Origin of the sequence: uncultured Cyclobacterium sp. (genome assembly GCF_963977555.1) — a bacterium.
In the GTDB taxonomy this organism is placed as follows: domain Bacteria; phylum Bacteroidota; class Bacteroidia; order Cytophagales; family Cyclobacteriaceae; genus Cyclobacterium.
Genome location: NZ_CAXBPD010000001.1, coordinates 369,562 through 396,118 on the forward strand (window position 1 = coordinate 369,562; position 26,557 = coordinate 396,118).

General features: G+C 40.3%; 19 protein-coding genes. 9 read left to right on the plus strand and 10 right to left on the minus strand.

Annotation, left to right across the window (positions count from 1 at the left end; all coding sequences use genetic code 11):
• Window positions 1-197 precede the first annotated feature (197 nt).
• Window positions 198-1,058 carry a ChaN family lipoprotein gene (locus AAC073_RS01295; RefSeq protein ID WP_339922021.1) on the plus strand — a complete coding sequence of 287 codons (861 nt, stop codon included), beginning with the start codon at window positions 198-200 and terminating at the stop codon, window positions 1,056-1,058.
• Between the two features lie 157 nt (window positions 1,059-1,215).
• A complete protein-coding gene (locus AAC073_RS01300; protein WP_339922022.1) occupies window positions 1,216-1,998 on the plus strand; it encodes a helix-turn-helix transcriptional regulator in 783 nt (260 codons plus the stop codon).
• 153 nt (window positions 1,999-2,151) lie between these two features.
• Here the strand turns inward: AAC073_RS01300 and AAC073_RS01305 are convergent, their stop codons facing one another.
• Entirely contained in the window at window positions 2,152-2,979 is an 828-nt protein-coding gene (locus AAC073_RS01305; protein ID WP_339922023.1) for a glycerophosphodiester phosphodiesterase family protein, read from the minus strand.
• Between the two features lie 155 nt (window positions 2,980-3,134).
• Entirely contained in the window at window positions 3,135-3,872 is a 738-nt protein-coding gene (locus AAC073_RS01310) for a hypothetical protein (RefSeq protein ID WP_339922024.1), read from the minus strand.
• A 549-nt stretch (window positions 3,873-4,421) separates the two neighbouring features.
• On the opposite strand from AAC073_RS01310, the gene AAC073_RS01315 reads away from it, so the two are divergent.
• Window positions 4,422-7,583: a SusC/RagA family TonB-linked outer membrane protein gene (locus AAC073_RS01315; RefSeq protein WP_339922025.1), complete on the plus strand. Its 3,162-nt coding sequence runs from the start codon at window positions 4,422-4,424 to the stop codon at window positions 7,581-7,583.
• Between the two features lie 11 nt (window positions 7,584-7,594).
• Window positions 7,595-9,115 (plus strand): SusD/RagB family nutrient-binding outer membrane lipoprotein, encoded by a 1,521-nt coding sequence (locus tag AAC073_RS01320; RefSeq protein WP_339922026.1) that lies wholly within the window; start codon window positions 7,595-7,597, stop codon window positions 9,113-9,115.
• Between the two features lie 82 nt (window positions 9,116-9,197).
• Here the strand turns inward: AAC073_RS01320 and AAC073_RS01325 are convergent, their stop codons facing one another.
• The 3 genes from AAC073_RS01325 to AAC073_RS01335 all read right to left on the minus strand — a co-directional run bounded on the left by AAC073_RS01325 (window position 9,198) and on the right by AAC073_RS01335 (window position 10,898).
• Entirely contained in the window at window positions 9,198-9,560 is a 363-nt protein-coding gene (locus tag AAC073_RS01325) for a DUF2200 domain-containing protein (protein ID WP_339922027.1), read from the minus strand.
• 97 nt (window positions 9,561-9,657) lie between these two features.
• Window positions 9,658-10,239, minus strand: coding sequence for a YdeI/OmpD-associated family protein (locus AAC073_RS01330; protein WP_339922028.1), 582 nt, complete (start codon window positions 10,237-10,239; stop codon window positions 9,658-9,660).
• A 20-nt stretch (window positions 10,240-10,259) separates the two neighbouring features.
• Window positions 10,260-10,898, minus strand: coding sequence for a class I SAM-dependent methyltransferase (locus tag AAC073_RS01335; protein ID WP_339922029.1), 639 nt, complete (start codon window positions 10,896-10,898; stop codon window positions 10,260-10,262).
• A gap of 549 nt (window positions 10,899-11,447) precedes the next feature.
• Here AAC073_RS01335 and AAC073_RS01340 point away from each other — a divergent pair.
• From AAC073_RS01340 to AAC073_RS01355, 4 genes are all read left to right on the plus strand, one after another.
• Window positions 11,448-12,080 carry a hypothetical protein gene (locus AAC073_RS01340; protein WP_339922030.1) on the plus strand — a complete coding sequence of 211 codons (633 nt, stop codon included), beginning with the start codon at window positions 11,448-11,450 and terminating at the stop codon, window positions 12,078-12,080.
• Window positions 12,081-12,190: 110 nt separating this feature from the next.
• Complete coding sequence (locus AAC073_RS01345; protein WP_339922031.1) at window positions 12,191-15,151, plus strand: PHP domain-containing protein; 2,961 nt, start codon at window positions 12,191-12,193, stop codon at window positions 15,149-15,151.
• 152 nt (window positions 15,152-15,303) lie between these two features.
• Window positions 15,304-16,446, plus strand: coding sequence for a hypothetical protein (locus AAC073_RS01350; protein WP_339922032.1), 1,143 nt, complete (start codon window positions 15,304-15,306; stop codon window positions 16,444-16,446).
• Between the two features lie 242 nt (window positions 16,447-16,688).
• The gene (locus AAC073_RS01355) at window positions 16,689-17,699 is read left to right on the plus strand and encodes a hypothetical protein (protein ID WP_339922033.1); all 1,011 of its coding nucleotides are present in this window, start codon (window positions 16,689-16,691) and stop codon (window positions 17,697-17,699) included.
• Window positions 17,700-17,820: 121 nt separating this feature from the next.
• Here AAC073_RS01355 and AAC073_RS01360 read toward each other — a convergent pair whose 3' ends face one another.
• From AAC073_RS01360 to AAC073_RS01380, 5 genes are all read right to left on the minus strand, one after another.
• The gene (locus AAC073_RS01360; protein WP_339922034.1) at window positions 17,821-19,272 is read right to left on the minus strand and encodes a c-type cytochrome domain-containing protein; all 1,452 of its coding nucleotides are present in this window, start codon (window positions 19,270-19,272) and stop codon (window positions 17,821-17,823) included.
• A gap of 5 nt (window positions 19,273-19,277) precedes the next feature.
• Complete coding sequence (locus AAC073_RS01365; RefSeq protein WP_339922035.1) at window positions 19,278-20,765, minus strand: DUF1501 domain-containing protein; 1,488 nt, start codon at window positions 20,763-20,765, stop codon at window positions 19,278-19,280.
• The gene (locus tag AAC073_RS01370) at window positions 20,762-23,461 is read right to left on the minus strand and encodes a DUF1553 domain-containing protein (protein WP_339922036.1); all 2,700 of its coding nucleotides are present in this window, start codon (window positions 23,459-23,461) and stop codon (window positions 20,762-20,764) included. Before AAC073_RS01370 ends, AAC073_RS01365 begins: the two co-directional genes overlap by 4 nt.
• 274 nt (window positions 23,462-23,735) lie before the next feature.
• A complete protein-coding gene (locus AAC073_RS01375) occupies window positions 23,736-23,981 on the minus strand; it encodes a hypothetical protein (protein ID WP_339922037.1) in 246 nt (81 codons plus the stop codon).
• Window positions 23,982-24,426: 445 nt separating this feature from the next.
• A complete protein-coding gene (locus AAC073_RS01380; protein WP_339922038.1) occupies window positions 24,427-24,813 on the minus strand; it encodes a VOC family protein in 387 nt (128 codons plus the stop codon).
• A 627-nt stretch (window positions 24,814-25,440) separates the two neighbouring features.
• Here AAC073_RS01380 and AAC073_RS01385 point away from each other — a divergent pair.
• The gene (locus tag AAC073_RS01385; RefSeq protein WP_339922039.1) at window positions 25,441-26,445 is read left to right on the plus strand and encodes a Gfo/Idh/MocA family oxidoreductase; all 1,005 of its coding nucleotides are present in this window, start codon (window positions 25,441-25,443) and stop codon (window positions 26,443-26,445) included.
• The last annotated feature ends 112 nt before the right edge of the window (window positions 26,446-26,557 follow it).

Below are 26,557 nucleotides of genomic sequence, written 5' to 3' on the forward strand. Positions count from 1 at the left end.
TATTTTAAGTAAACATTAACACCTAGACGGAATTAGATTTAGAAATGTTGTCGTTTACCCTAATTAAAACAAGGTATTCATGCAAATAATGACATAGAATCCAAGCAATTGTATTGTTTTTTGATATTATTCTCTTGGCATTCCTTTTTGATAAAATATTTAGAATTTTATAGTTTAACATATTAATCATCCTTACAATGAATTTTTATATCCCTTCACTCATTTTTATTCTATTACAGGTAAGTCCTGCAACTTCTTTCTCTCAACAAGAATACTTTACAATTATTGAATGTGAAACAGGAAAAAGGCTTTCTTTGGCTTCTTTAGTAGAGAAATTAACTGAGGCAGAGGTGATATTTTTTGGAGAAGAACACAATGATAGCATAGGACATGTGCTACAATACCAATTGTATAAAGGTTTGTTAGAAAAGAATCCCTCCATAACGCTCAGTATGGAAATGTTTGAAAGAGATGTACAGCTCGTAATGGATGAATACCTTGCAGGTTTGATAACAGAAAAAAAGCTCCTGCAGGAAGGCAAAGTTTGGAACAACTATCCAGCTTATGCACCTTTGGTAAATTTGGCCAAAGAAAAAAAGCAAAAAGTGATCGCGGCCAATGTACCCGGCCGTTATGCAAATATGGTGAGTAGAAAAGGACTGGCTTCTTTAGACCAACTTCAACGAAAAGCCCGTCAGCTTTATGGTCGAGTGGAAGTTCCGGAAAAAGAGGATGCTTATCTGAAAAAATTCAATGCAGCTATGGGTGCACATGCGCATGGTATGGGACCATCTGTTTTTCATGCCCAACTGCTTAGAGATGTGACCATGGCTGAAAGCATCATTCAATCATGGCGAAAAAATAGAAAAACAAAAATCTTTCACATAACGGGAAGGTTCCATAGTGATGAAAAATTAGGTACTGTGGCGGCATTGAAAAAAAGAAAACAAAATTTAAAGGTTATGACCATTTCTTGCTTTGCAAAGCCTGAAAAATCTACCAAAGACTGGAGCACTGAAAAGGAGCTTGCAGATTTTATTATACTTACTGAACAGTAGACTATCTTCCACTAATTACTTGCCAAAACAACGTATCCATCTATTTAACAAGCAATTAAAAGAAATGTCGGGTAAATGTCGGGTTAAATCCGTTATAGATTCAGGCTGATTTCTTGTTTTTTACCAGACATTGTAAGGGAATTTAAACACAAAAACAATGGAACAGCCAAAATTAGGAAAAATCATACTTGAACAACGAAAAGCCAGTGGACTGACGCAGGAAGAACTGGTTGCTCGGTGCAATATTAATGTGCGAACGATCCAAAGGATAGAGGCAGGTGAAGTAACTCCTAGAGGACATACCATTCGCTCTATCTTTGCAGCCCTTGATATAGACATTGCCCAATGGCAGACAAAAGCTACTGTTCCGAAAGGCACTAAAAAAGAAGCAAAATGGATTATTTTGGCTTTTTTTAGTGGATGGCTGTATTTTCTATTGGCCTTCTGGGAAGGTTTTATGGACTATCAACTGACCATTTCTCTAGATGCCGCTATTTCTCCATGGAAATATACCTTGGTCAAACTGGGCATTCTAATGTTCTATTCCTGTTATATGCTTGGTTTTTATCAGGTAGGTCGCCTCTGGGAAAATAATTGGATAAAACCGGCTGCCTTACTTGGTATCGCTGGAATTGTAATTTGTATTTCAGCGGACCTGTACTTGTTTTATTTGGACGACTCCAATGCCATGGCTGTGATGGCCGGGGAATCCATTGTTTTTGGAAGTATTTATATAGTATTTGGTTATGGCCTAGTAAAGTATCAAAAGGAATTTGGAAACATGGCTTTGGCTGCAGGAATTGTGGCCATACTGAGCGGATTGGCATTCATCTCTGTTGTTTTTGCCTTAATTGGGTTGGTCTTGCTAGCTGTAAGTGAAGTGCTAGCCCTGGTTGTTTTATACAGGGCTTATGACGAAATCCACAATCAAAATTCCTAAAATCGATGTACTCTTATAAACTATAAAAAGTTAAACTAAATACCAAGGAAAGTGAAGCATTGCTTTTATTGGTTTAGCTAAGAGGCTTAAATTTAGCAAAAAAAATGCGGCCAATTTAAACAATACCGCACTTCCTTCTATTTGAAGACCTGATTACTTTAACTGTGTCCAAAAGCTAGGCACATCGGTTTGTACCATCGTTGCACCCTTGTCAAGCCATTCTCTGGCCCATTTTTGGTCGGGATTGGCTAGCATTTTTCTATCAATATCACCCAAAGCATTGATCCACAGTCTCACATCGTATTTTTTGGCTAGTGCCACTGTCTTAGGTGTATAAAAACTTGGGTCAATATGCACTGCCCTAGGATTAAATCTCTTTACGGCTTTTTTTATCTCCCTTGCCTTATAGGTCCTAGGCATGATAAAAGCATCTGGAAGACTTTCTTGAAAAGCTTCCAATACATCCCAGTCAGAATCAAAAAACAGCAATTCATCTACTACATCCATGGCTTTGACCACCTCAAGGACCTCGTCCACCTTATCTGTTTTCATGTCCATGTCCACCATTATTCTTCCCTTAGTAACTTTTAGAGCTTCTTCCAGTGTAGGGATTTTCTCCCTTGTGGGAGCATTTTTATGCAACAACTGCAAAGATTGCAAATAACTGTAGTTCAATGTTTCCACATCTCCAGTACCAGTAGTGGTTCGGTCCACGGTTTGATCATGCATCAAAATCACTACTCCATCAGCAGTCACCCTGATGTCAAGTTCAATAATGTCAACCCCCATGCGGATAGCTTCTTCTATAGCTATAATGCTATTTTCAGGGAAATTTTGATTGGCGGCCCGATGAGCAATCACCATTAAATCATAAGAATTAAGAAACTTTTCTTTAATTTCATCGACTTGGGCCTGTCCCAATTGGATGAATAAGAAAAACAATAGAAAAGGTGTTAAAATCTTTTTTGTGAACAGGTGCATACGTTTTTTTTAATCTATCAGTGTATTAACACCTACATATACCTCAAAAGGTAAAGGCAGGCTATTATTATTTCCAAAAATAATACAGTCCTCAAAAGATTTAACTGAAAATAGCAATGAATTAATTATCGAGAATTAATGGTAGTAATTTTAATTTATGGCTCCATGGCACATTTATTATTCGCCAGATCTTCCAAAGTAGGGTTATAAGCATTCATTTGGGCAGTAAAAGTATCCGCTTCTCCCTTTTGCGCAACGAAATTCACCAAGGCACATAAATCCACAAGTGAATCATTAGAGTAAATCCTTATATCTGCAGATTCGCCTAAGTTATTTAAGCCATCCAATGATTTCAAGTTAATATTATTGGTGATCAATATCTGACGGGCTACTTGCAATTTTTCCAGCCCATTTAAATTGCTCAGTGAAAGGTTGTCAAAAAGCACAAATTGCTCGTTTAAAGAGGTCAAGGCTTTCAATCCTTCTAAGGAAATCAATCGATCATTGTTTTTGATTGACAGAATCCGTGAAACAGATTGCAAATTTTCCAAGCCTGTCAATTCTTTTAATTGGAGGTTACTCTCAATCTCCAAAAAATCAATTGTTTTTATATTCTCCAAGCCTTTTAAGCTTTGCAGGTTATCATTGTAGCGAATAATAAGTCCTGCTACTTCCTTGAGGTTTTTCAAGAGAGACAAGTCCACCACTTCATCCGTATAATGAATGGCCAGAACGCCATTTATTCCCGTATAACCTTTTTCGGCAATGTCCTCAAGATCGCTAAGAGAACGCACTTCCAGATTGCCTTCATAGATAAGGGGAAGGGAAGGCCCCTCCTCTTCCGTACAAGCTAAAATCGCAAATAAATAGACCACGAACAGCAGTTTTCTCATTTCATGTAATTTAAGGAATCAAAAGTAATGCATTTTACGGTTCAGGCCAAAGTATTAAGTCTTATTGAAGTTTCAATTGATTTTACATGAATTTCTTGATCCTATAAGAATTTCCTTAATAGGTTCCTGGCATTCCTTTAGAAAAAAATTATGTTCCTTTTCATTAATCATGTAATCCTTATATTTATTCTCCAAATATTAATGCCTCAGTTTAAATAATACGCTTATTTTTTCTATTAATCCAGTTGGTTTTTACATGTTTTAATCTCTGAAAATTTAAAAGGTTAACCTCTAAAATTGCGATATATATTGAATTAGTAGATGATATCTCCACCACTTTATTTAGGAGTGAAGTCAAATCGCTACATCACTTTTATACTAAATCATCAATTAAATCCTATCCAATTAATTTCATGAAATAAAGTTGTCGTAAATATTATAATAGCAATCATAAATTCTGTATTTTTATTAATATTTAAAGTGATTATATTTATATAAAAGCGATAATATGTATTTACTCGAGTTTCTATTAATTTAAACACAACATTTATGAAAATTAATTTACGCTTAAAGGGATTTTTTTCCCTTTTATTTATTCTCCTCCTTTTTATGGGCGAGATAAAAGCCCAAAATCAAATTGTAAGAGGAAAAATAACCTCTTCAGAAGATGGTCAAGCTGTAATTGGTGCTACTCTTTTGTTGCAAGGTGGACAAGATTCAAATCAGGGCACAGTAACCGATGTAAAAGGTGAATACAGTATTTCCGTTAAGGGACCTGAATCCACCTTGGTAATTTCAAGTATTGGATATAGCCCACAAACCATTAAGGTGGGAAACAGGTCTGAAATCAACATCCAATTGACCCCTGAGATGAGCGAACTTTCAGAAGTAGTGGTAACTGCTTTTGGAATTAAGCGAGAGAAAAAGGCATTGGGTTATTCAGTTCAGGAAGTGAGTACCGATGAATTGACCCAGGCAAGAGAGCCCAATGTGGTCAATTCCCTTAAAGGGAAAGTCGCAGGAGTTCACGTTAATCCAACATCTGGTGGACCAGGTGGTTCATCCTATGTGGTCATCCGTGGAAACAGTTCTTTAACAGGTAATAATCAACCCTTATACGTAGTAGATGGTATACCCATTGATAACCAAACCCTTGATCCCGCATCCAGTTTCTCGGGTTATGACTATGGAGATGGAATAGGTAATATCAATCCCGATGACATTGCTAATATTTCCGTATTGAAAGGACCAAGTGCTGCTTCCATGTATGGGGCTCGTGGAGCCAATGGTGTCATTTTAATCACTACCAAATCGGGCAAAAAAGGCCAAGGCATAGGTGTAGAAATAAATTCCAATTATACCTTCGAAACACCAAGTGTGAACCCTACCTTCCAAAATACCTGGGGCGGAGGGTACGATGATGATTACAGTGCATTTGGAACGGAAATCATCGATGGTCAAGAGACCCTTGTATGGCCAGGCTGGCTGTTGGACCAATGGGGAGGTGCCATGGATGGAAGACCTATAATTTATGATTACGCCAGGGATTGGGGCGTACAACCCTATACTGCCCAACCTACAAACAATATTGAGAATTTTTATAGAACAGGGACGACCAGTACAAACACCGTTTCTGTGTTTGGCGGAAATGAAACCAGTACCTTAAGACTTTCATTTTCAAATATGAATAACAAGAGTATTGTACCTAACAATACCCTGGACCGTCAGACCATCACCCTTAGGGGATCTCATCAGGTTTCTGAAAAACTGCTGGTGGATGCAAAGATTAACTATACAAGACAGGAAGGAAATAACAGGATTCAAAATGGAATCAGTTTCAGTAGCTTACAGTCCAGCCTTGAAGTCATGCCTAGAAGCATAGACCTAAATTGGTTAAGAGAACCCACCAGAGCTGATGGGCTTATGTCCAGTTTTAAACCCGGTTCACCTTATAACCCCTATTGGATTACTGAAAAATTCAAAAACAATGACACTAGAGACCGGGTAATAGGAATGGCCAGGGTAAAATATGATTTCACGAAATGGCTGAGCATACAAGGTAGAACCGGAACCGATTTTTATACCGACAATAGGTTTGCAATGGTTCCTCAGGGAACTCCTGGGGGATCAAACCTTAATGGACAGGTAAGGAATACCATGTGGCGTGTAAAAGAAGAAAACAGCGATGTTTTATTGACTGCCGCAGGAGATTTAAACAGTGATTTTAACGGTACGCTTTCAATAGGCGCCAATCATTTGAACCGAGACCAAGAGGTCGTGCAAGTTAGTGGGGAAAACCTTGACATCCCCGATTTGTACCACATCACTAATGCCTCCTTGGTTTTCCCCCGGAATTATCGCATTCAAAAGCAAATGAATTCTGTCTATTTCCAAAGTCAACTGGCTTTCAGAAATTATCTATTTCTTGATATTACGGGAAGAAACGATTGGTCCTCTACTTTAGGATTGGAAAATCAATCTTTCTTTTATCCCTCCGTTAGTACAAGTTTCGCTTTTACGGATTTCTTGGAAATGGATTCCCCGATCTTTACATTTGGCAAATTTAGGGCATCCTATGCAGAAGCAGGAAATGATGCGGATCCCTACTTGACCAGAGCAGGCTATTCATTGAGTACCCAAACTTTCGACGGCCTTCGCCTGGCATCCATCCGAAACAATGTTCCCTTAGAGGACTTGAAAAATGAGCTGACTACCTCTTTCGAGCTGGGAATGGATTTAAGGTTTTTCGACAACAGGCTGGGAATTGATTTCACTTATTATACCCAATCCACCACAAACCAAATTCTTCCTGTAGAAATCTCAGCAGCTACTGGTTTCAATACGCGTTTGATCAATGCAGGCGAAATCCGAAATCAAGGTTTGGAATTAATGATCAATGCCAAGCTGGTAAAGGCAGGCGATTTTACCTGGGACTTGGGCATCAATGGATCTAGAAACAGGTCTGAAGTGGTATCTCTAGCACCGGGCATAAACAGCCACACCTTATTGAGCGGTACAGGAACAATTGAGGCCAGAGTAGGCCAACCCTATGGTAATATTGTAGGATTTGCTAAAAAGAGAAATGAGGACGGAAGGATTTTGGTATCCGAACTTGGCAAATGGCAAAGAGCCGATGAAATGACCGTATTGGGTAACATCCAACCAGATTTCCTAGGTGGCATTACCAATACTTTTTCCTATAAAGGATTTGTTTTAAGTGGAATGCTCGATTTTAGATTAGGAGGTCAGGTTTATTCTTATAGTAAATATGATCAGATGGCAAAAGGTACTGGGAAATTTACAGAAGCCAGAGCTACAGAGGATTTAATAGTGGATGGTCTGATAGAAAATGCTGATGGAACATTTACAGAAAATAACATTTCCTTATTGTCTCATCAATATTATGCCGAGCAGGGCCCTTGGGGAGGAATAGCTGAAACCATGGTTATCGATGCTGATTATATGGCTTTAAGAGAGGTTACTTTTGGCTATAATTTCAGCAAAGGATTTCTAAGCAAGACCCCCTTTGTCAATGCCCGCTTATCCATTGTAGGAAGGAACTTGTTGTACTTGTACCGTGACCCTGAATTCAAGTTGATGGGCATCAGCCCCGAAACAGCCTTTAACAGTTCCACGGCGGCCCAAGGAGTAGAAGCACGTGGCCTCCCTACTACCAGAAGCATGGGTTTTAACTTATTTTTGACTTTCTAATCAACTGAGTTATGCAAATAATAAAATTAAACATAAATATAAAAAGCCTTGCCTCACTATTGGTGCTATTTATGCTAGGCCTTGGCTGTACAGCCGATTTTGACGCCATCAATACGGATCCAACATTGTTGACAGAGGAGAAGGTTCAGCCTGAGACCATTTTTACCAATGTGTTAAAGAGCTCTATCTTTGAATCCTATAACAGTGGGACGATTGGTGAATTTTCAGGATACTTTGCCAATCAGGCAAGTGGCAATATTTTCTCGAATGCGGATTACACCTCCCCTTTCAACTATTACAGGGATTATATCATTAATATTGGTGAAGTCATGCGCCTCACTGCTGACGATACACAGAAAAATGACCAAAATGCAATGGCCAGGATCTGGAAAGTATGGTTGTATCATTGGGTTACAGATGCCTATGGTGAAATCCCTTACTTTGAAGCTGCACAAGGCGTAGAGAATGTTATTAACCAACCAAAGTATGACAGCCAAGAGGAAATTTATACAGACATGCTAAACGAACTAAAAGAAGCAGCAGCGCAATTGGGAGCCCAGGGAGATCAATTGTCTTTTGGTAATGCGGATATTCTTTATCAGGGAGATGTAGAAAATTGGAAGAAGTTTGCCAATTCCTTGCGTTTAAGACTTGCCATCAGAGCGAGGTTCGCTAGTCCAACTTTGGCTTCCGAACATATTTCTGATGTAATTAATAGTCCTTTAATTGATGAAAATTCGGAAAATGCCTCATTGCGGACCCTCCCACCAAGTTCATCAGAAAACACGAACAATGTCAATTATATCTGGACCAGAGAATTAACTGCAACTACTCCTATGTTTGTGGGATTTCCCATAATGGATGTAATGATTCCTACCGCCGATCCGAGATTGCCAGTATTGGCCAGTCCTGCACTAGACGGCTCTGGTACTTTCCGTGGACGACCTATACAATTGCTTCAGGAAGAAAAAGTACCTTATGGACAGGAAATGGTGGCCAGTGTAGGCCCTTTATTAAAAGAGGAAACCTACGATATAATTGTGATGAATGCTGCCGAAGTGCTCTTCCTAAAGGCAGAAGCTGCTTTTGCAGGCATTACTACAGAAGATGCCAATGAGCAATACCTAATGGGTATACAAGCTTCTATGGAACAGTATGCTATTCCAGACTCAGACATTCAAGATTTTCTTAATGAAGATACAGGAAGTTTAGCGGGCACTGAAGAGGAGCAATTTGAAAAAATAGTCACTCAAAAATACATTTCCACCTTCTTTCAACATTATCAGGGATGGGCTGAGTTTAGAAGAACCGGATACCCAACCGTATGGATAGGAAGTGATCAGGGAGTTACCAATGGGCAAATCCCCAGAAGACTCACCTACCCTAACGACGAATACCTGAAAAATGAGGCGAATGTTAAAGCAGCAGCAGATAGAATAGGAGGCGATGAGCTTATGACTACCGTTTGGTGGGATGCTCGTGAAGGTGTACCTTTTACGCATCCACTCCAAGATGTTTTCCCTCCAAATTAAGGTCCTTCTAGTAATTCACATTATGTCAGAAGCTGGTAGTAGTTGCCAGCTTCTGACCTAAAGTTTAAAGCTTTTACTTTTATCAATCCCGCAAAATCTTTTCCATTTTCTTACCTTTGGCCAGTTCATCCACCAGCTTGTCTAGCCACCTTACCTGCTGCGTCAACGTATTTGTGATTTCCTCCACTCTATAACCACAGATAACACCTTTAATTTTGTCTACGTTGGGATTTATTGTGGCCTGCCGGAAAAATTCCTTAAAAGTTGCCTTTGTTTCAATAAGCCCCTCTTGTTTCTCTTCACTAAAACCTGTTAACCAAGCTATTACCTGGTGCAATTCTTCTTTGGTTCTACCCTTCTTCTCTACCTTTGTGACATAATGTGGATACACTGAGGCAAAGGTCATTTGGGCAATTCGCTCATCATGGTGACTTGTATCTTTCATGGTTTATTAGGGGTTTAAGTTTTCAATTCAAATACTATTTTTGATGCCATCGAATATGGTGTACTTTTAGATTACATAAAATACACAAAACCCATCCCTAACGAAATACCTTAGGTTTAAGTTTTTTGCCTGCACATTCTGCAATCTCCAATACTCTTTTCTCTCTGGTTTCAGGTCTTTTAGCCATTAAAACCCATATTAACAGGGTTTTTCTGGAAGATTTACTTTGACTCTCGAAGAAGTTTTTTGATCCTGGGAATTCATTGAATTTCTTTGCCAAATCCAAGGGCACTTCCAGTGTTTCTGCAGCATCTAAAATCGTCCAGGAACCATTTTTTTTAGCAATTTCAACAGCTTTTAACCCTGCCTCTGTCATCAACCCATCGTTCAATAGCACTTCAATTTTGTCTTTATTCGTTTTAGACCAGATACTGTTTGTTTTTCTTTTACTAAAGTATTGTCTGTACTTTTCATTATCTATCGGCTTTTTCAGGCTGTCGATCCAGCCAAACCGTAATGCCTCATCCACAGATTCACTCCAGGTCAAATTAGGCCTACCTGAACTTTTTTTATAAATAATGAGCCATACCGCTTTCACAGTTTTATGATTACGTTCTAACCAATCGCTCCATTCTTCTTTGTTTAATGGACAGAAATCGGGTATTTCTACTTTAATCATGTGCTATTTTTTTCATCCTTTTAACCTACAGAGACCTTCTTGCATACAATCTGCCAAAATTTTTGACCGGGTTTGCCGGTTACATTTTTCGCAGGCTCTTGTATTACCATTGAATCAATTAGTCCGTAGTTCCCAAATTCATCATTTACTGAAACTTGATTATAAAAGAACAGCTCAACACCATGAGGTGTCAAAAATCTGTTCTTGCCAATCTCCTCTCCTTTCCCAAAAGCAGTATCATCAGTAGAAATAGCCACAAAAATCATAATGCCGTTTTCTCTGAGCTGATTGTAACAATTGGCAATTAGTTTGGACCTGTCATTTTCATCAAGCAAATGAATCAAAGCATAGCAAAAAATCCCATCAAAAGTTTCACTATCAAAGGGCATTTCATTTACAGCTCCAAGGTGTACTTTGATTTCACTCCCATAAGTTTTTTTAGCAATAGCAATTGCTGTTTCTGAGATTTCTATTCCGGTCACATCAAAGCCTTTATCCATAAAAGCCTTCGCATTCCTTCCATAGCCAAATCCGGGAATCAAGATTTTGTGCAACCCATGCTTTTGGAACAACTTGATAGCATCAAAGACAGCATTAGCCGGAGCAAATCCCCACATGGACTGCTTGTCTTTAAAGTTTTCCTCCCAAAATTCGGTCATGGTTTTACGCTTTTAGCAAAATTCTTGACATAGTCTACCAATTTATAAATTTTTCGATTGCAATAACCATATCGTTAAAATTTAGGTATCGCTCCTATGGAGCTGGTATTAACTCAAGAACTTAGGGCTACAAAAATGAAACTCCTATGGAGCTTTGGATATAAGTTAGCAAACTATAAATCAATTTAATAGCAAAACATTTCCTAAAATGGACAAAGTGGGAAAAATAGGTCAAAAGTATGTTACCAACAATTTACACTTATCTTTAAAATTGTATTTTTAAACCACTAATAATTACAAACCAAATGCTCCAGCGGAGCATTTGGTTTGTATCATTTCAAATCGTCTATGATTGGAAGCTCTGTAGGAGCGGCACCTCATTCCAACCAATCAAATAGGTTGTTCCGAATGAACATTGAATCTCTATAGCCCGCTAGCTAAAAAACACCTTGCATCTTATCTCCTATTTCCTTTATTTGGAAGGAAATTAAAATAAATCACTTGAATTGCTAACAAGTCTAAATTCCTCCCTAAAAATAACTGCCTACCATGAAAAAAACCATTCTAAGCTTCAGCTTTTACCTAGTATTTACCGGAATTATCGTCGCACAAAGCAGCTACCGCCCCGAGCTCTTTTTTAGGGAAGATTGGAAAGAAACCCCAGCAGAAATACCTGTGAACCAAAATCATGTGCAGAATGAGAATTTAACCGTACAATTATATGGACCGGGGAAAGATGTAATCAAAAAAAGCAACCATGAGAAACCTGTAGACGATCCTTTTTATATCTGGTCAGGTTTATGCGAGGGCAACTGGATGCTAAGCCTTAAGCATCGCCAACAAAACGTAGACCTTACAGGTTTTGCCAAAGTAAAATTCCGTTCCAAACAAGTCGGCCTTAGGGAACTTAGGATTTCACTGAAATTGGCCGATGGGAACTGGTTGGTAAGTGACCAATCAGCCAGTGCTTCCAAAGACTGGCGAATCTGGGAATTCAATATACAAGACATCAACTGGCACCATTTGGACCCTAATGGTATAGTAGCAATTGGCCCGGCGACTGATCCAGACCTATCCAATGTGGAAGAAATAGGTTTTACTGATTTGATGCCCGGCGGACAATCCAAAGCTTGTTCAAGGCTGGACTGGATAGAAGTTCACGGCCGACCAGTGGCAAGGTAAGGAGATTGGCAGCAAAGATTCATAGACAATAAAAATAATCGCTGCAATCATCCACAATCAATTCATTTTGTTTATATTATTAACCAGTAAATGTTAATAATATAAACAAAATGCACCTTAACTGCCACAGTTACTACAGCTTCAAGTATGGCACTCTCTCTGTTGAGGAGCTTGTATCGGAAGCAAAAAAGCAAAAGCTCGATGCCCTGGCCCTGACAGATATCAACAGCTGTTCAGGGGTGTTTCCTTTTATTCGAGAAGCCCAGAAAAATGGTATCCATCCGGTCATAGGAATAGATTTTCGCAATGGCAGCAAGCAGCAGTTTATCGGCCTGGCAAAAAACCAGGAAGGCTTTCATGAGTTGAACAAATACCTTTCCCATCACCTGATGAATAAATTGCCTTTCCCCAAAAAGGCGCCCGAATTTAACAACAGCGTGGTGATTTATCCTTTTACAGAAACTTTCTTTGACCTGAAGGAAAATGAATACCTGGGCATACATCCTTCGCAACTCAACAGGCTCCCTTACAGCCCTTGGGCCAAACGCAAAGAGCGATTGGTACTTTTGCAGCCGGTTTCTTTTGCCAGCAAAACAGCCTTTAATGCCCATCGCCTATTGCGGGCCATGGATGGCAATACCCTGCTCAGCAAACTCCCACTTAGCGAACAGGGAGATCCTTCGGATCGGTTTTATGGCTATGCCGACATGGTTGGGCGCTGTGAAGGGCACAGTTACCTGATTTATAATTCCCAAAAACTTCTGGAGCAGTGCCAGTTTTCCTTCTACTTTCAGGCGGTAAAAAACCGGAGAGATATTCTGGGGTCTGACTGGGAGGATTTTGATTACCTGCGCCAGGAAACTTACAAAGGAGCCATTCGGCGCTATGGAAGCTTGGATGAAACCAAGGAAAAGCGCATCATCAAAGAGCTGGAGATTATCCAGCAAAAAGGTTTCGTCTCCTATTTTCTAATCAATTATGACATTGTCAATTTTGCGCAGCACAAAAACTTCTTTTATGTAGGCAGAGGCAGTGGGGCCAACAGTATCGTGGCCTATTGCCTGGCTATTACAGATGTGGATCCCATAGAGTTAGACCTGTATTTCGAACGTTTCATTAACCTTTATCGGGAAAACCCACCGGATTTTGACCTTGATTTTTCATGGAAAGACCGGGATGAAATCACCCGATATATTTTTGACTCCTATAACAAACCTGAACAGAGCCATGTCTGTTTATTGGCTACCTTTAACACCTTTCAGTACAACTCTGTGCTGAGGGAGCTGGGGAAAGTTTTTGGCCTGCCAAAGTCTGAAATAGAATCTCTAATCTATTATGGAGACAAGCTGGACAATAGCAATTACAAACCTGACCAATATGGAAAACTGATCTATCAATATGCCAGGGTGATTCGCAATATGCCATCTCATTTGAGCATACATGCCGGAGGAATACTGATTGCTCACAAGCCCATCCATTATTACACCGCTACCGAGTTACCGCCCAAGGGTTTTGCTACATCACAGTTTGACATGCATGTGGCTGAAGACATTGGCTTGCACAAATTCGATATCCTGAGCCAAAGAGGCCTGGGCCATATCAAAAGTGCACTGGAGCTAATCCATACGAACCAAGGGAAAGCGGTAGACATACGTCGGGTAGCGGCATTTAAGAAAGACCCTGCCATCAAAGCACACCTTCGAGAAGGGCGGACCATTGGAGCATTTTATGTAGAGTCTCCTGCCATGCGGATGTTGCTGGCCAAAATGAAAGCCGATGAATACCTAGAGTTGGTAGCTGCCAGTTCCATCATTCGCCCTGGCGTGGCCCGTTCAGGCATGATGCGGGAATACATTCTGAGACATGTAAACCCCGCACGACGCGAAAGGGCTCATCCTGTGTTGAACGACATCATGCCTGAGACTTATGGCATCATGGTTTACCAAGAAGATGTCATCAAAGTCGCCCACCATTTTGCGGGGCTCACACTGAGCGAAGCAGATGTGCTCCGCAGGGGGATGAGTGGCAAATCTCGCTCAAAGGGAGCCTTACAAAGAGTCAAAGATCGTTTTTTTTCCAATTGTCAAGAATTGGGCAGGGATGCAACAGTCACCGGAGAGGTTTGGCATCAGATTGAAAGTTTCGCCGGCTATTCTTTTGCCAAGGGGCACTCGGCATCCTTTGCTGTGGAAAGCTACCATAGCTTGTACCTGAAGGCCCATTATCCTTTGGAATTTATGGTGGCAGTTATCAATAATTTTGGGGGCTTCTACCATACCGAATTCTACATCCACGAATTGCGTATGAATGGGGCTGATGTACAGGCCCCGCACCTGAACGAAAGTAACTATTTTACCAATATCAAGGGAAAAACCGTTTACCTGGGCTTTGTACACATGAAATACTTGCAACAGGAAACGTCCGGCAGATTATTGGCCGAAAGGCAAAAGGCCGGCCCCTATACCGGGCTGACTGATTTTATTTCCAGGGTAGACATCAGTTTGGAGCAATTGCTGATTCTGATCCGTATCGGCTGTTTTCGCTTTACAGGCAAAAGCAAGCAAGAGAGCCTATGGGAAGCCCATTTTATTATGCATCGAAAAAAAAGCCCTACCGGCGGAAGTCAACGGCTATTTGCCAATGCGGGCTTCCGAGAGCTAAAGGCACCGGTGCTGGAAGATTTGGACCTGAGACAGGAGATTATCGATCAACTGGAGATTCTGGAATTCCCATTAATCAGCCCTTTTCACTTGGTAAAAGACCAAAAAACTTCAGGAATTGCTGCTTTGGAAATGAAGCAATTCCTTGGAAAGCGCGTTCAGCTTATTGGTTATTTGGTTACGGTCAAATATACCCGTACCGTTAAGGGAGATATAATGAATTTTGGCACTTTTATAGACAAAGATGGGCACTGGATAGACACCGTACACTTTCCTCCAGTAGTTAAAAAAACACCCTTGAAAGGACGGGGCATCTACCTTATCAAAGGCAAGGTAACTGAGGAATTTGATTTTTACAGCATAGAAGTAAGTAGTTGCGAAAGGATGGCATACTGGAATGCAGAGGATTGACAAAAAAAACGAGGAGGGTAATCAATTCAATACAAGCCGTTTCAAGATAATTCTCCGATAGCAATTGGTCATTCCCTTAAATAATGAATAAAATTCACTTGAAATGGAAATCTGCTGAATTTTAATTAACTTAATAGTTCAATCATTGTACTATGAAAAAAACAATCCTACTGCAACTCTGCTTGATCACTTGCCTGTTTTCATGTAGACCCTCTGATGATGACACCGCCTCAGACACTTCCTACGCTTTAGAAATAGTGGACTCTGTGCAGGTGGATTTTCTAGGCAACCTGCAACTTTATGCGGTCCATGCCACAAGGGATCTATTTCTTTTCCATGAATTCCGGCAAAAAAAACTGATTCTTACAAATCAAAACGGGAAAGTTCTTTCCTCCTTCGATCAACCGGCCGATTCTCCCATCTCGTATGGCAACACCGCTTGTGCAGCTACTTTTGTCGGTGACAGTATTGTGGTGATGGGAAAACAAAAGCTGGTGATTTATGACCTTAATTTTGATTTTATCAAAAGTCATCAGAAGCCCTATGCGGGTCAAGGTATGACTTACTCCGGCTACGACCATTTGCAAAAGGCCAATATAGCCGGTGAGACGAACCTAGTTGCCTTTACCGGAGGGGCCCAATACCCAGCTTTCACCAATGAGGAGGCCTATTACAACCATTTCAACACCTTTGATTTAATCAACCTTGATTCCGGTGGCTACGTGCCCATTACTCCCCTGCATCCCAAAAGCAGGTATAAGCAGGGCAAGGCTTTTAATTTTATCAGGCCAATGTTTCAGGTAGATGAAGACAGGGTTCATTTTATTTTCGCTACAGATACCTTATTTCATACCCATGACCTGAGCAAAGCGAAAAATGGGTTAACTGTGGAAGGTATCCCATTTGATGATTTTATCCTTAATCCAGGATACCCATTTGGGGGAAGTGAAGATTACGATACCCCTAAACCTAAGAAAGGTGAAATAGAAAGCTATTTTAAGGTGAATGAGAAAGACCTGATCCTTTACCGATCCGGCCTCTCTCTAGAAAACGCACCAACCCGAGGAACTGCTTCCCGAGAGGAATGGAACGAAATCAATGCTCGGCTAAATCCATTAAAATTTCTGGTAAGAGAAGCTGAAGGGATATACAGCGAAGTCGGCCTCTGCCCCACCAACTTTACCCCTACGCATGTAGATGGTAAAAATCAGTTATGGGCGCGACAGCATGTTGAGCTTTTGGATCAGGAGCCTGAATTCTATACCATCTATCAGGTAGCGTTAGTTCCACAGTAAAGGTGCAGTAAAAGTAGAGTGAGGCATGAGAATTCCAAAAAAAGTTCCCAGTGATATTTCTGTAGGATTTATACCACTTTCAAACTCAAATCAAATTACAAGCCATTGTTTTGCACCTTTATTTAGTACAAAATGATATTTTTACAAATCAAATCCAAAGTCGGGTATACATAAATGGACAAATTTATAGAACTGCTGGGATTTGAAATGCATCATCTAATTATCTCAATAACACAGTCACTATGCAAGTAAATTTGTTTTCAGTATTTTTTTTGGTCTGTTTAGGCATTAATGCAGCGGCACAAAATTCAGTAATAGATAATAGCCATGTATGGGAAGAGTTAAATGAGGGGATAAATATAAGTTCAAAAGACATGGGTAAAGCTGGAACCCTGCTTTCAATAATGGCTGACAAAAAAACATTACGAAGCCTCAAAACCGAAGCCGCTATAACAATTTCTCCTCCTCCTGGAAGAGTAGCCATAGTGGCAGATGGCAATTCCCCCGACCCAGATGATCTTGGTGGTACAGCGGTTTCTTTAGCCCTCTTGCGCGCCGCCGGATTAACCGACAGACTGGTGCATTACTCCCACAGTTGTGATTTAGTTAGAGGTTCCAGAATTTCTGAAAAGGCTGAAAGAGAGCGGCATTATTTGATGCAAGTAGCCTGTGATGTTACGGCCCGCAGATGGGGAGGATATGATTCTCTGGTGTTTTTCGATGCCCTTTGGCAAAAAGAGGAAACCGTCAATGATCTGGCCAAAGCCATAAATGAGTCTTCGCCCGAAAACCCATTGTGGATCATTGAAGCTGGGGAGCCTGACATTATAGGACTTGCTTTGGAGGCTGCTGCAAGTGCTAAACACCAATACGTAAAGGTTATTACCCATCATCCAGCAAATGACAATGCAGGAGATTTTTATACTTGGAAACAAGTATTGGATTTTGGAGTTGAAGAAGTCCGTATTCCAGACCAAAATATAAACCTAAAAGTGGATTTAGCCAATTGGGATTGGGCCAAAAATCACGCTGATCCAAGAATTCAGTGGGTATGGGTGCAGGGAAAAATCGCAGAGGTAGATGATGTAGTCAAATTCCAAAAAGGTAAATGGGATTGTTCTGATGCAGGGATGGTACTTTATTGGGCAACTGGAGCAACGGACGGAGGGATGAAAGCAGGAACAGTAGAAAATGTAAAAAGTATATTATTGAATTATATTGAAGCCAATCCAATTTCCCTAAATAGCCAATAAAAACTTATATCTAACTCATAGTCAACAAAATACAAGGCCACCAACCCTAAATTGGGGGCCTTGTATTTTTGCTATTTTTAAATATTCAATACATTTGCTAAAAATGAAACTTGCATTCATATCAATTGCTCACTGCAATCGGTTTGACCTCAACTGTGAGAGAATCTATCATGTTGACTTCATACCCTAGATTGACCTCTATTAGGCTTGCTTCCTCCATAAATTTGGTAGCACCTTCTTTGCTCACCTGGGTATCCCAAGCATACAAGCGCCTCAAATTCGGTAATTTGGACAAGTGATCAAGTCCAGTATCTGTGATTTTAGTACCGTAAAGATTAAGCGATTCTAAAAAATTCAGTTCACCCAAATGTGCTAGTCCTGCATCTGTAACGGTTGTCTTTTCAGCTCTTAATCGGGTAAGGTTTTTTAATTTCCCTACAGCTACCAAGCCTTCATCGGTCAATTGGGTATCTTTAACATCCAACCAGGTAATCTGGTCAGGAAAATCTTCAGCCAACCTCCCAAGTATTGCATCGACTGAGTCTTTTCTGTACAATGTCACCTGCAACCAATTGTCCTCATTGGAGAGCCGTTTTATGGCAACTCCTTCATTCACGTAAGCGTTTAATTTTTCTTCGTCAAAAGGGCCTGTACCTTCTGCCAATAGTATCTCTACAGCGGTTTTATTGGCATTGGGATCAGATAAAGTAAGCAGTACTGTTTTCACTTCCTCATCTGCCTGAAGTTCGGCGACTTTTTTATCGAAAGAGGCTCCTTCATTGATCCACCATTCAAGCAAAAGTACCTGGTCATCTGTCAACTGAGACTTTCCTTTGGGGGGCATGTGGTCGTCATGGTTTTCTTCCAGGTGAACTCTTTTAATCATCTCACTTTCAGCAGCACTACCAGGTTCTAATATGGCGCCGTTTTCTCCACCTTTTAAAAGAGCTTCCTTGGTATGCATCTGTAGGTCTCCCTTCTTCTTGCTGGCATTGTGGCAGGAATTGCACCGCTGTTCCATAATAGGATGGATGATATCCACATACACCACTGCCTCATCCAGGTTCTCTATTAATTTCGGGCCTTTTGCTTCCACAGGTATACCCGCCAACTTTTTCATGGTATCAGGCATGTATTGGGTGAGGAAGGTAGAGCCATGTGTCAGCGACCCACCATAATGTCCAGCACCAGCCAAGAGCAGCATCATTATAGAAAGTGTGCCTAGATAAGCCCTTTTAATTTGGAGTGTAGGCTTTTTTTCTCGCTTAAAGTGCAACCACCAAGCTCCGAATGCGAAGAGCACCAACAAAATCCCTGACCACTTATGAATAAAAAGCAAGTCTTCACCATAATCACCAGCTTGGGCCAACATCAAACCAAGAACGGCTGTTACCAATGCTGATAAGGCTCCAAGTGCCAAAACAAATCCTACCGCTGGTTTCAGATGGGCAAACTGATCCTTCCGGGAAAGCAACTCCATAAGAAATCCTAAGGCTAAAAACCCTATGGGTAAGTGTAAAAACAGGGGGTGAAACCTGCCAAAGAAAATAATAATGTCTGATCCTTGCTCCATTTAACTTATGCGATAACTTTACTAACTACTTTACCGGACACGTCCGTCAATCTAAAATCTCTTCCTTGTGCAAAATAGGTGAATTTTTCATGATCCATACCCATTAAATGCATAATTGTTGCCTGCAAATCATGGACATGTACTTTATCCTTGATGCCATAATAACCTATTTCATCGGTTTCTCCAAGGGTAAACCCACCTTTTACACCACCGCCAGCCATCCACACTGGGAAAGCTTCAGTATGGTGATCTCTGCCTTTAAATGGCCATTCTTTGCCTCCCCTATTCTCCTGCATCGGAGTACGCCCAAACTCTCCTCCCCAAACAACGAGGGTATCATCCAACAAACCTCTTTGTTTCAAGTCTTTAACCAATGCAGTCATGGCTTTGTCTATGGGCTTGCATTTTATTGGGAGGCCAGTGTCTAGTGCTTCTCTTTCTGCTACACCATGCATGTCCCAACCCCAGTCAAACAACTGTACAAAACGAACCCCCTTTTCTACCAATCTTCTTGCAAGCAGACAATTATTGGCAAAAGAAGTCTTGCCCGGATCGGTCCCATACATTTCATGAATGTAATCAGGTTCATCATTAATATCCATCACTTCAGGCACAGAAGTTTGCATGCGGTATGCCATTTCATATTGAGAGATTCTGGTAAGGGTTTCAGGGTCTCCAAATTCTTTGTACTCTTTCTCATTGATTTGATTTATCGCATCAATAGTCTGCTTTCGGAGGCTTCCATTTATACCTGATGGATTGGACACAAAAAGTACTGGATCTCCTTCCGACCGACATTGGACCCCTTGATAAACAGAAGGCAAAAACCCACTTCCCCATACAGATTTTCCTGCATCAGGCGTATTGCCACCAGATACCAATACCATAAAGCCCGGCAAATCCTCATTTTCAGAGCCCAGACCATAAGTAACCCAGCTTCCCATACTTGGCCGACCCAACCGAGGTGAGCCAGTCTGCAAAAGCAATTGCGCAGGGGCATGGTTAAATTGGTCTGTGTGCATGGTTTTAATCAAGGTCGCATCATCCACTATGGTTGAAAAATGGGGCAAATTGTCTGATACCACCATGCCTGAATTCCCTCTTGGAGAAAACTCCGCCTGAGGTCCCAACATTTTTGGAACCCCCTGAATGAAGGCAAATTTCTTTCCTTCCAAAAGGGACTGAGGACAATCCTTCCCATCTAATTTTGCCAATTCCGGTTTGTAGTCAAAAAGCTCCAATTGGGAGGGGGCTCCAGCCATGTGCAGGTAAATAATCCGCTTGGCACTGGGAGCAAAATGCGGTACTTGTTTGCGAACATATGTCTCCAGGTCTGGCACAGGATCTACCGGGGCATTTCTATTGCAACCCAATAAGCCTCCCAAAGCAATGCTCCCTAAACCAGTAGTGCATTGTTTGATAAAATGCCTTCTGGTCCGACTTTGCATTTCCCGGTATTGGTATTCATTGGTTAAATCTATCCTTCTACTCATGATTTCATCAGAAATTCGTCCAAATTCATTATTACATTTGCCATCACTGTATATACGGCAAGGGCCTTATCCTCTTCACCCGTCAGCTTGCAAATCTCCTCCGGACTATTGTCGAAATAGTTTTTTGTCTGTTGATAAATATTTTGCAGCGCTTCAAGTTTTTCTTCACTTATACCTCTTATCATCGCTTTACTATAAAGTAGTGAAAGTCTTTCCTCTTCGCCCATTTCCGATGAATGAAGAACCTCCCTACCCAAAGCAATGGCCGCATCAAGGTAGACCGGATCATTTAGCGTTACCAAAGCCTGAAGCGGTGTATTGGTCGCTATCCTTTTTGGTAAGCAAAACTCTCTACTCGGTGCATCAAAAGAGATTATGGAGGGATACGGACTGGTCCTACGCCAAAAAGTATACAATGCTCTTCTGTATTTTTCACTTCCTTTACTTGTCTCCCACTTTGTGCCACTGTATACTACCTGCCAAATACCGTCTGGCTGTTCGGGCATTACGCTTTTGCCTAACATTTTGTCACTTAATAAACCTGAAACAGCCAAAGACTGGTCTCTTACCTGTTCCGCATTTAACCTAATTCGAGGGCCTCTTGCCAACCATTCATTTAAAGCATCTTTTTCTGTACCCTCTTTTGTAAAATGAGATGACTGTCTGTAGGTAGCTGACATGACAATCTCTTTCATCAATTTCTTTATGTCCCATTTAAAATCATCGCTAAATTTAATCGCCAGCCAATCAAGCAGCTCTGGATGGGTAGGTGCAAAACCTTGTGAACCAAAGTCCTCCATAGAGGAAACTATACCTCTTCCAAAAAACTGCTCCCATATTCTATTGACCATCACACGGGAAGTAAGCGGGTTCTCCTCATCAAACAACCACTTGGCCATGCCCATTCGGTCTTTAGAATAATCATTGAAAGCATTCCAAATATCCGGTACGCCTACTTCTACTTCTTCTCCTGGCACCATCCAGCTCCCCTTCTCAAATACCCTAGATACTCTCTGAAGATTATTTGGTAGATCAACCATTACGGGTGTAGCATCTACTTCATTATCAGAATTAAATAGCGCATACATTGCTTCTTTCACTTCCGGGTATTTTTCATTTCCTTCTGCAGGAAGGCCATGATGAAGCATTAACCATTCAAAGGTACTCGTCTGTTCTACATCCTTCTTCCCCTCCCAAACCATGAAAAGGTCATGAACTCCATTTACTACTTTAATAGGCACGGAGATGACCTCATTGAGGTAATGGGTTACTTCCTTTTTCTCTTCCTCATCGTATTCTTTTTTAAATTTGGCTTTTACCTTCCATTCTCCAATTTGCTGTCCATTGATACTGTCCAAATGAAAAGAAATCTTACCTTCATTTCCATTTGTTCTCGCCTTAAACACCAATTTATCCTCTCCATCAAACGGTAAATCCTCCGTGAATGAATAAACTTCCTGATCTACCTTAAATGTAGCTGTTCCTTGAATAGGTAGGCCTTTGTCCATTTGGTAAAAATAGTGTGCATATATTTTGGGAACGCCCAACCTCAGCAAGCGATCATAATAGTGCCCTTTTCTTGAAGCTGTTCCATGCTCATTGGCCCAGTTTTTTATTAGCTCCAACTTTTCCAGGTCCTCATCCTCTTTATAGGTAAGTAGCACGGGTGCCTCGCTGGGGACATCAGCATCTGCTGTTTGATTAAAAAAGGCCAGACTTCGGAAAAAGTCTTCGTGTCTGATCGGATCATAGGGATGGCTGTGGCACTGCACACATTCCATTGTAGTACCTTGCAAAACCGTCCATGTAGTATTGACCCGATCCAGCACAGCTGCCACCCGAAATTCTTCATTGTCCGTCCCCCCTTCATCATTGTTCATTGTATTGCGATGAAAGGCTGTCGCAATTAAATCCTGATCTGTTGGGGCTGGTTTTAAATCTCCTGCTAACTGGGTAATCACAAATTGATCATAAGGAAGGTTATCATTGAAAGCATTGATCAACCAATCTCTGTATTTCCAGATTTCTCTTGGCCTATCTGCTTCATATCCTTTCGAATCAGCATACCTTGCCAAGTCCATCCACATGGCAGCCCAACGCTCCCCATATGCAGGTGAAGCCAATAAGCTGTCCACTACTTTTTCGTAAGCATTATCAGAGCCGTCATTGACAAATTCCTGCATTTCCGTTATAGTCGGAGGTAGACCTGTAATGTCAAGACTAAGCCTTCGCAGTAGTGATTGTTTGTCGGAAGTGGGATTAGGGCTAAGCTGTTTTTCTACTAATTTTGCATGGACAAAACGGTCTATATCGTTCCTGACCCATTCATTTTCGGTTTCAGGAACAGTTTGTTTCTCAGGCGCCTTATAGGCCCAGTGATCATCCCACTGCGCTCCCTGATTAATCCATCGAGAGAACAAGGCTATTTCTTCCTCAGTAAGTGGAGTGGATTCCAATGGCATGCGGTATTCCGGATCCTTATGCGATATCCGTTGAATCAACTCACTTTTGTTTACATTCCCAGGTACAATGGCTCTTTTTCCTGACTCATTGACCTCCATTGCTTCTTCCTCAAACAACAAACTAAAACCACCCGAACGCTTCACTCCTCCATGGCATGCTATGCATTTATTATTGATGATTGGCCTAATCTCTTGATTGAAATCGACCCTTTCTCCGAGCAATACCTCTGGCAAAAACTTATGTTTATTTTCCAAAGGAACTACCCGTACTATCCACCATAATAACCCTAAAATAAACGTGGATGTTAATATGTAAACTATTGCTTTTTTCCGGCCGATCATACTCAATTTTTGCCCAATCAAACTAATTACGAAACAAAGTAATTAAAAACGCCTTTAATTCAAATATAAGATATCATGAATGGTCAAATACTAAGGCTATTGAAACAAAAAAAGGTAAGCGCCGAACACTTACCTTTATTAAAAAGAAGAATAAAAAAATCACCAACTAGTCTTTGAATACTTTTGCATTTAGGCCATTAAAATGTTCGGTAAGGTTATCTTTTATGGATTCCCAACTCGTTTCATTCTTATCTTTATCACTTGTGAAGGTATTTTTTTTCATTTTTATGGTGGAAATTACTTTTGCACCATTCGTTCCACCTTGATCATGGCTTAATTCATGACGCTCGCAGGCAATACAGATAAACAATAGCAATAACACGTCCGGTAGAAACAATAATTTACTTTTCATTTCAATAATTAATTGGGGGTTCGTAGTCCTTACGATAGCTTTTTATATTCTGTCCTGAAAAAGTGAAAAAATATTATTTTTAATTACGGGCTACGCTAATGTCTAGTTCAGATTGAATTATAAGTAGCGAGAAAACCGAAAGAAAATAGAGCAGGGTTAAGAATGATGTCTTCAATCCATTTGGCGCAGTAAAAAATAATGGCAGCGGATACTTTTGTAATGCAGGTCAAAAAAAGCTGGCACTATTCTAAAATAATGCCAGCCAGATTACTTGAAAATCATCGTTCCCTTTAAAAAAGGGAAAAAACAGATTATTCTTTGATTTAATACATGAGGATTACTTAAGAATCAGTTCCACTATTAATTTAGTGAAATTTTTATCCAGGATAACGTTCTGCTCGATGCACTTACAAATTAATGACAAAGGTTCTACTGTAAATACGAATTATTTCAGCATAGGGTGTGCTCTTTTGCAGAACTGAATAGCAAGTCCCCATGGGTCTCTCATCATTAATAATCGGGTACCATCTTCTAAAGTGTCGTCACTTATTAGGACAGCTCCTGCTTTTTGCATTCTTTCCTTTTCCTCTTCTGGATTTTCAGATACAAAAGCCAAGTGCACCATTAATGGATGTAAATTGGCATAATCCAAAATTTCAGCATCAGGGTTGTTGTACAATTCTATCATTGTTTTCCCACTGTCGTCCGCCAAAAAGGTCATGTAGGGCGAGGTAGTCATTTTTTTTACCACTGTCATACCCAAATGTTCTTCATACCAATCTGAAACGTCTAAGGGATGTTTTACATTAAAAGCAATGTGTTCAATTTTCATGGGTTTGTATTTTTCGATAAAATGAGTTTTTAAAAACTTTCATTATTGCTATTACACAAAAAACCCCTCCATGGATCGTGAAACCTTTATGGAGGGGAAAAATAAAAATAATCTTAAATGATTCTTTAAGTGCTATATATATCAGCGCGACATTTGTTCGATTTTGAATCGCTAATTTATAGCACAAATGTAGAGAAATTCCTGAATAAAAAGCTTGAAAACTTATTTTCCAAGGAGATAGCTATTAACGAATAATTAATGTGCCAACTCGTAGTTTTGATTTATTATTATTATTCACATATTTAAACATTTATTACAAAAAAATCAAATTTCTGCTGATAGAAATGACTTGTTCTCACCTAATAAATCTTCAAAATGGAGAAAAAGAATGACTGACTCCGTCCAATTAGTAGTCTATTTCGATTGAAATCAATATTCTATGTGCCCTTTTTAAGGCCTTGTAACTTTTAAAAATAGCAATAAACTAAAATAGATTCTATTAAGTACGTGGCAGAAAGAAGCCCCTTTCCTTTTGGCTTTGGATGACAATAATATTAAATTGCTTAAGTAAAAGTTCCCTAGGGTACGCGACTAATAATTTTATATTTTCTTTAAACTCGAACACCAATGAAAAAAAAGCTAAAGTGGGGCGTACTTAGTACTGCCAAAATCGCCAGGGAAAAGGTCATTCCTGCAATGGCAAATAGTGATTTGTATGAGGTATATGGCATCGCTTCCAGAGACTTGGACCGAGCTAAGGAAACAGCAAAAAGCCTTGGGATTCCTAAAGCTTATGGCTCCTATGAGGAACTTATCAACGACCCTGAAATTGACGTCATTTATAACCCACTACCAAATGACATGCATGTGCCCTATACACTTAAGTGTATTGAGGCAGGGAAGCATGTGCTATGTGAGAAACCATTTGCATTGAATAATGAGGAAATAGATGGGCTAATCGATGCCAGGGACAAATTCAATGTAAAAGTAGGTGAGGCTTTTATGGTAGCTTCAAACCCTCAGTGGTTGAAAGCCAGAGAACTCGTGCGAAGTGGTTATTTGGGTAAGATAAAAGCGGTTCAGGGCTTTTTTAGTTATTTTAATGATGACAAAGGCAATATCAGAAATATCGAAGAAATGGGAGGCGGAGGCGTTTGGGACATCGGCTGCTATCCTGTATTCACTTCCAGGTTTGTGCTAGACAAAGAGCCAGGTAGATTGGTCTCAATGCTAGAATTTGATCCTCAGTTCCGGACCGATAAATTAGGTTCCGTTCTATTAGATTTTAATGAAATCCAAATGACCTTCACCATTAGCACGCAGTTGACTGCTTATCAGCGGATGCTCTTCTTTGGGGATAAAAAAATCTTGGAAGTAAGGATTCCTTTCAATGCACCTTCGGATCAACCGAATGAAATATTTATCCATGAGGGGGACTTTTCTAAAGACAACGCAGAGAAGATTGTGCTTCCGGTGAGTAATCAATACACAGCACAAGCGATTGATTTTTCCAAGGCTATTATTGAAGATACCGAGGTGCCTGTCACCTTGGAAAACACCAAAGCCAACACCAAGGTTTTACAAGCCATTTTTGAATCTGACAGTAGCGAAAAATGGGTGAATATTAATTGATTTTTGTGAAAATTTAAACCTTGAGCCTTAAGATTAAGCCCAAAAACAATTACGCCCCTGTTTTCTCGCAAAACAGGGGCGTAATAATGATTATTCCTGATCACTGTTAAGC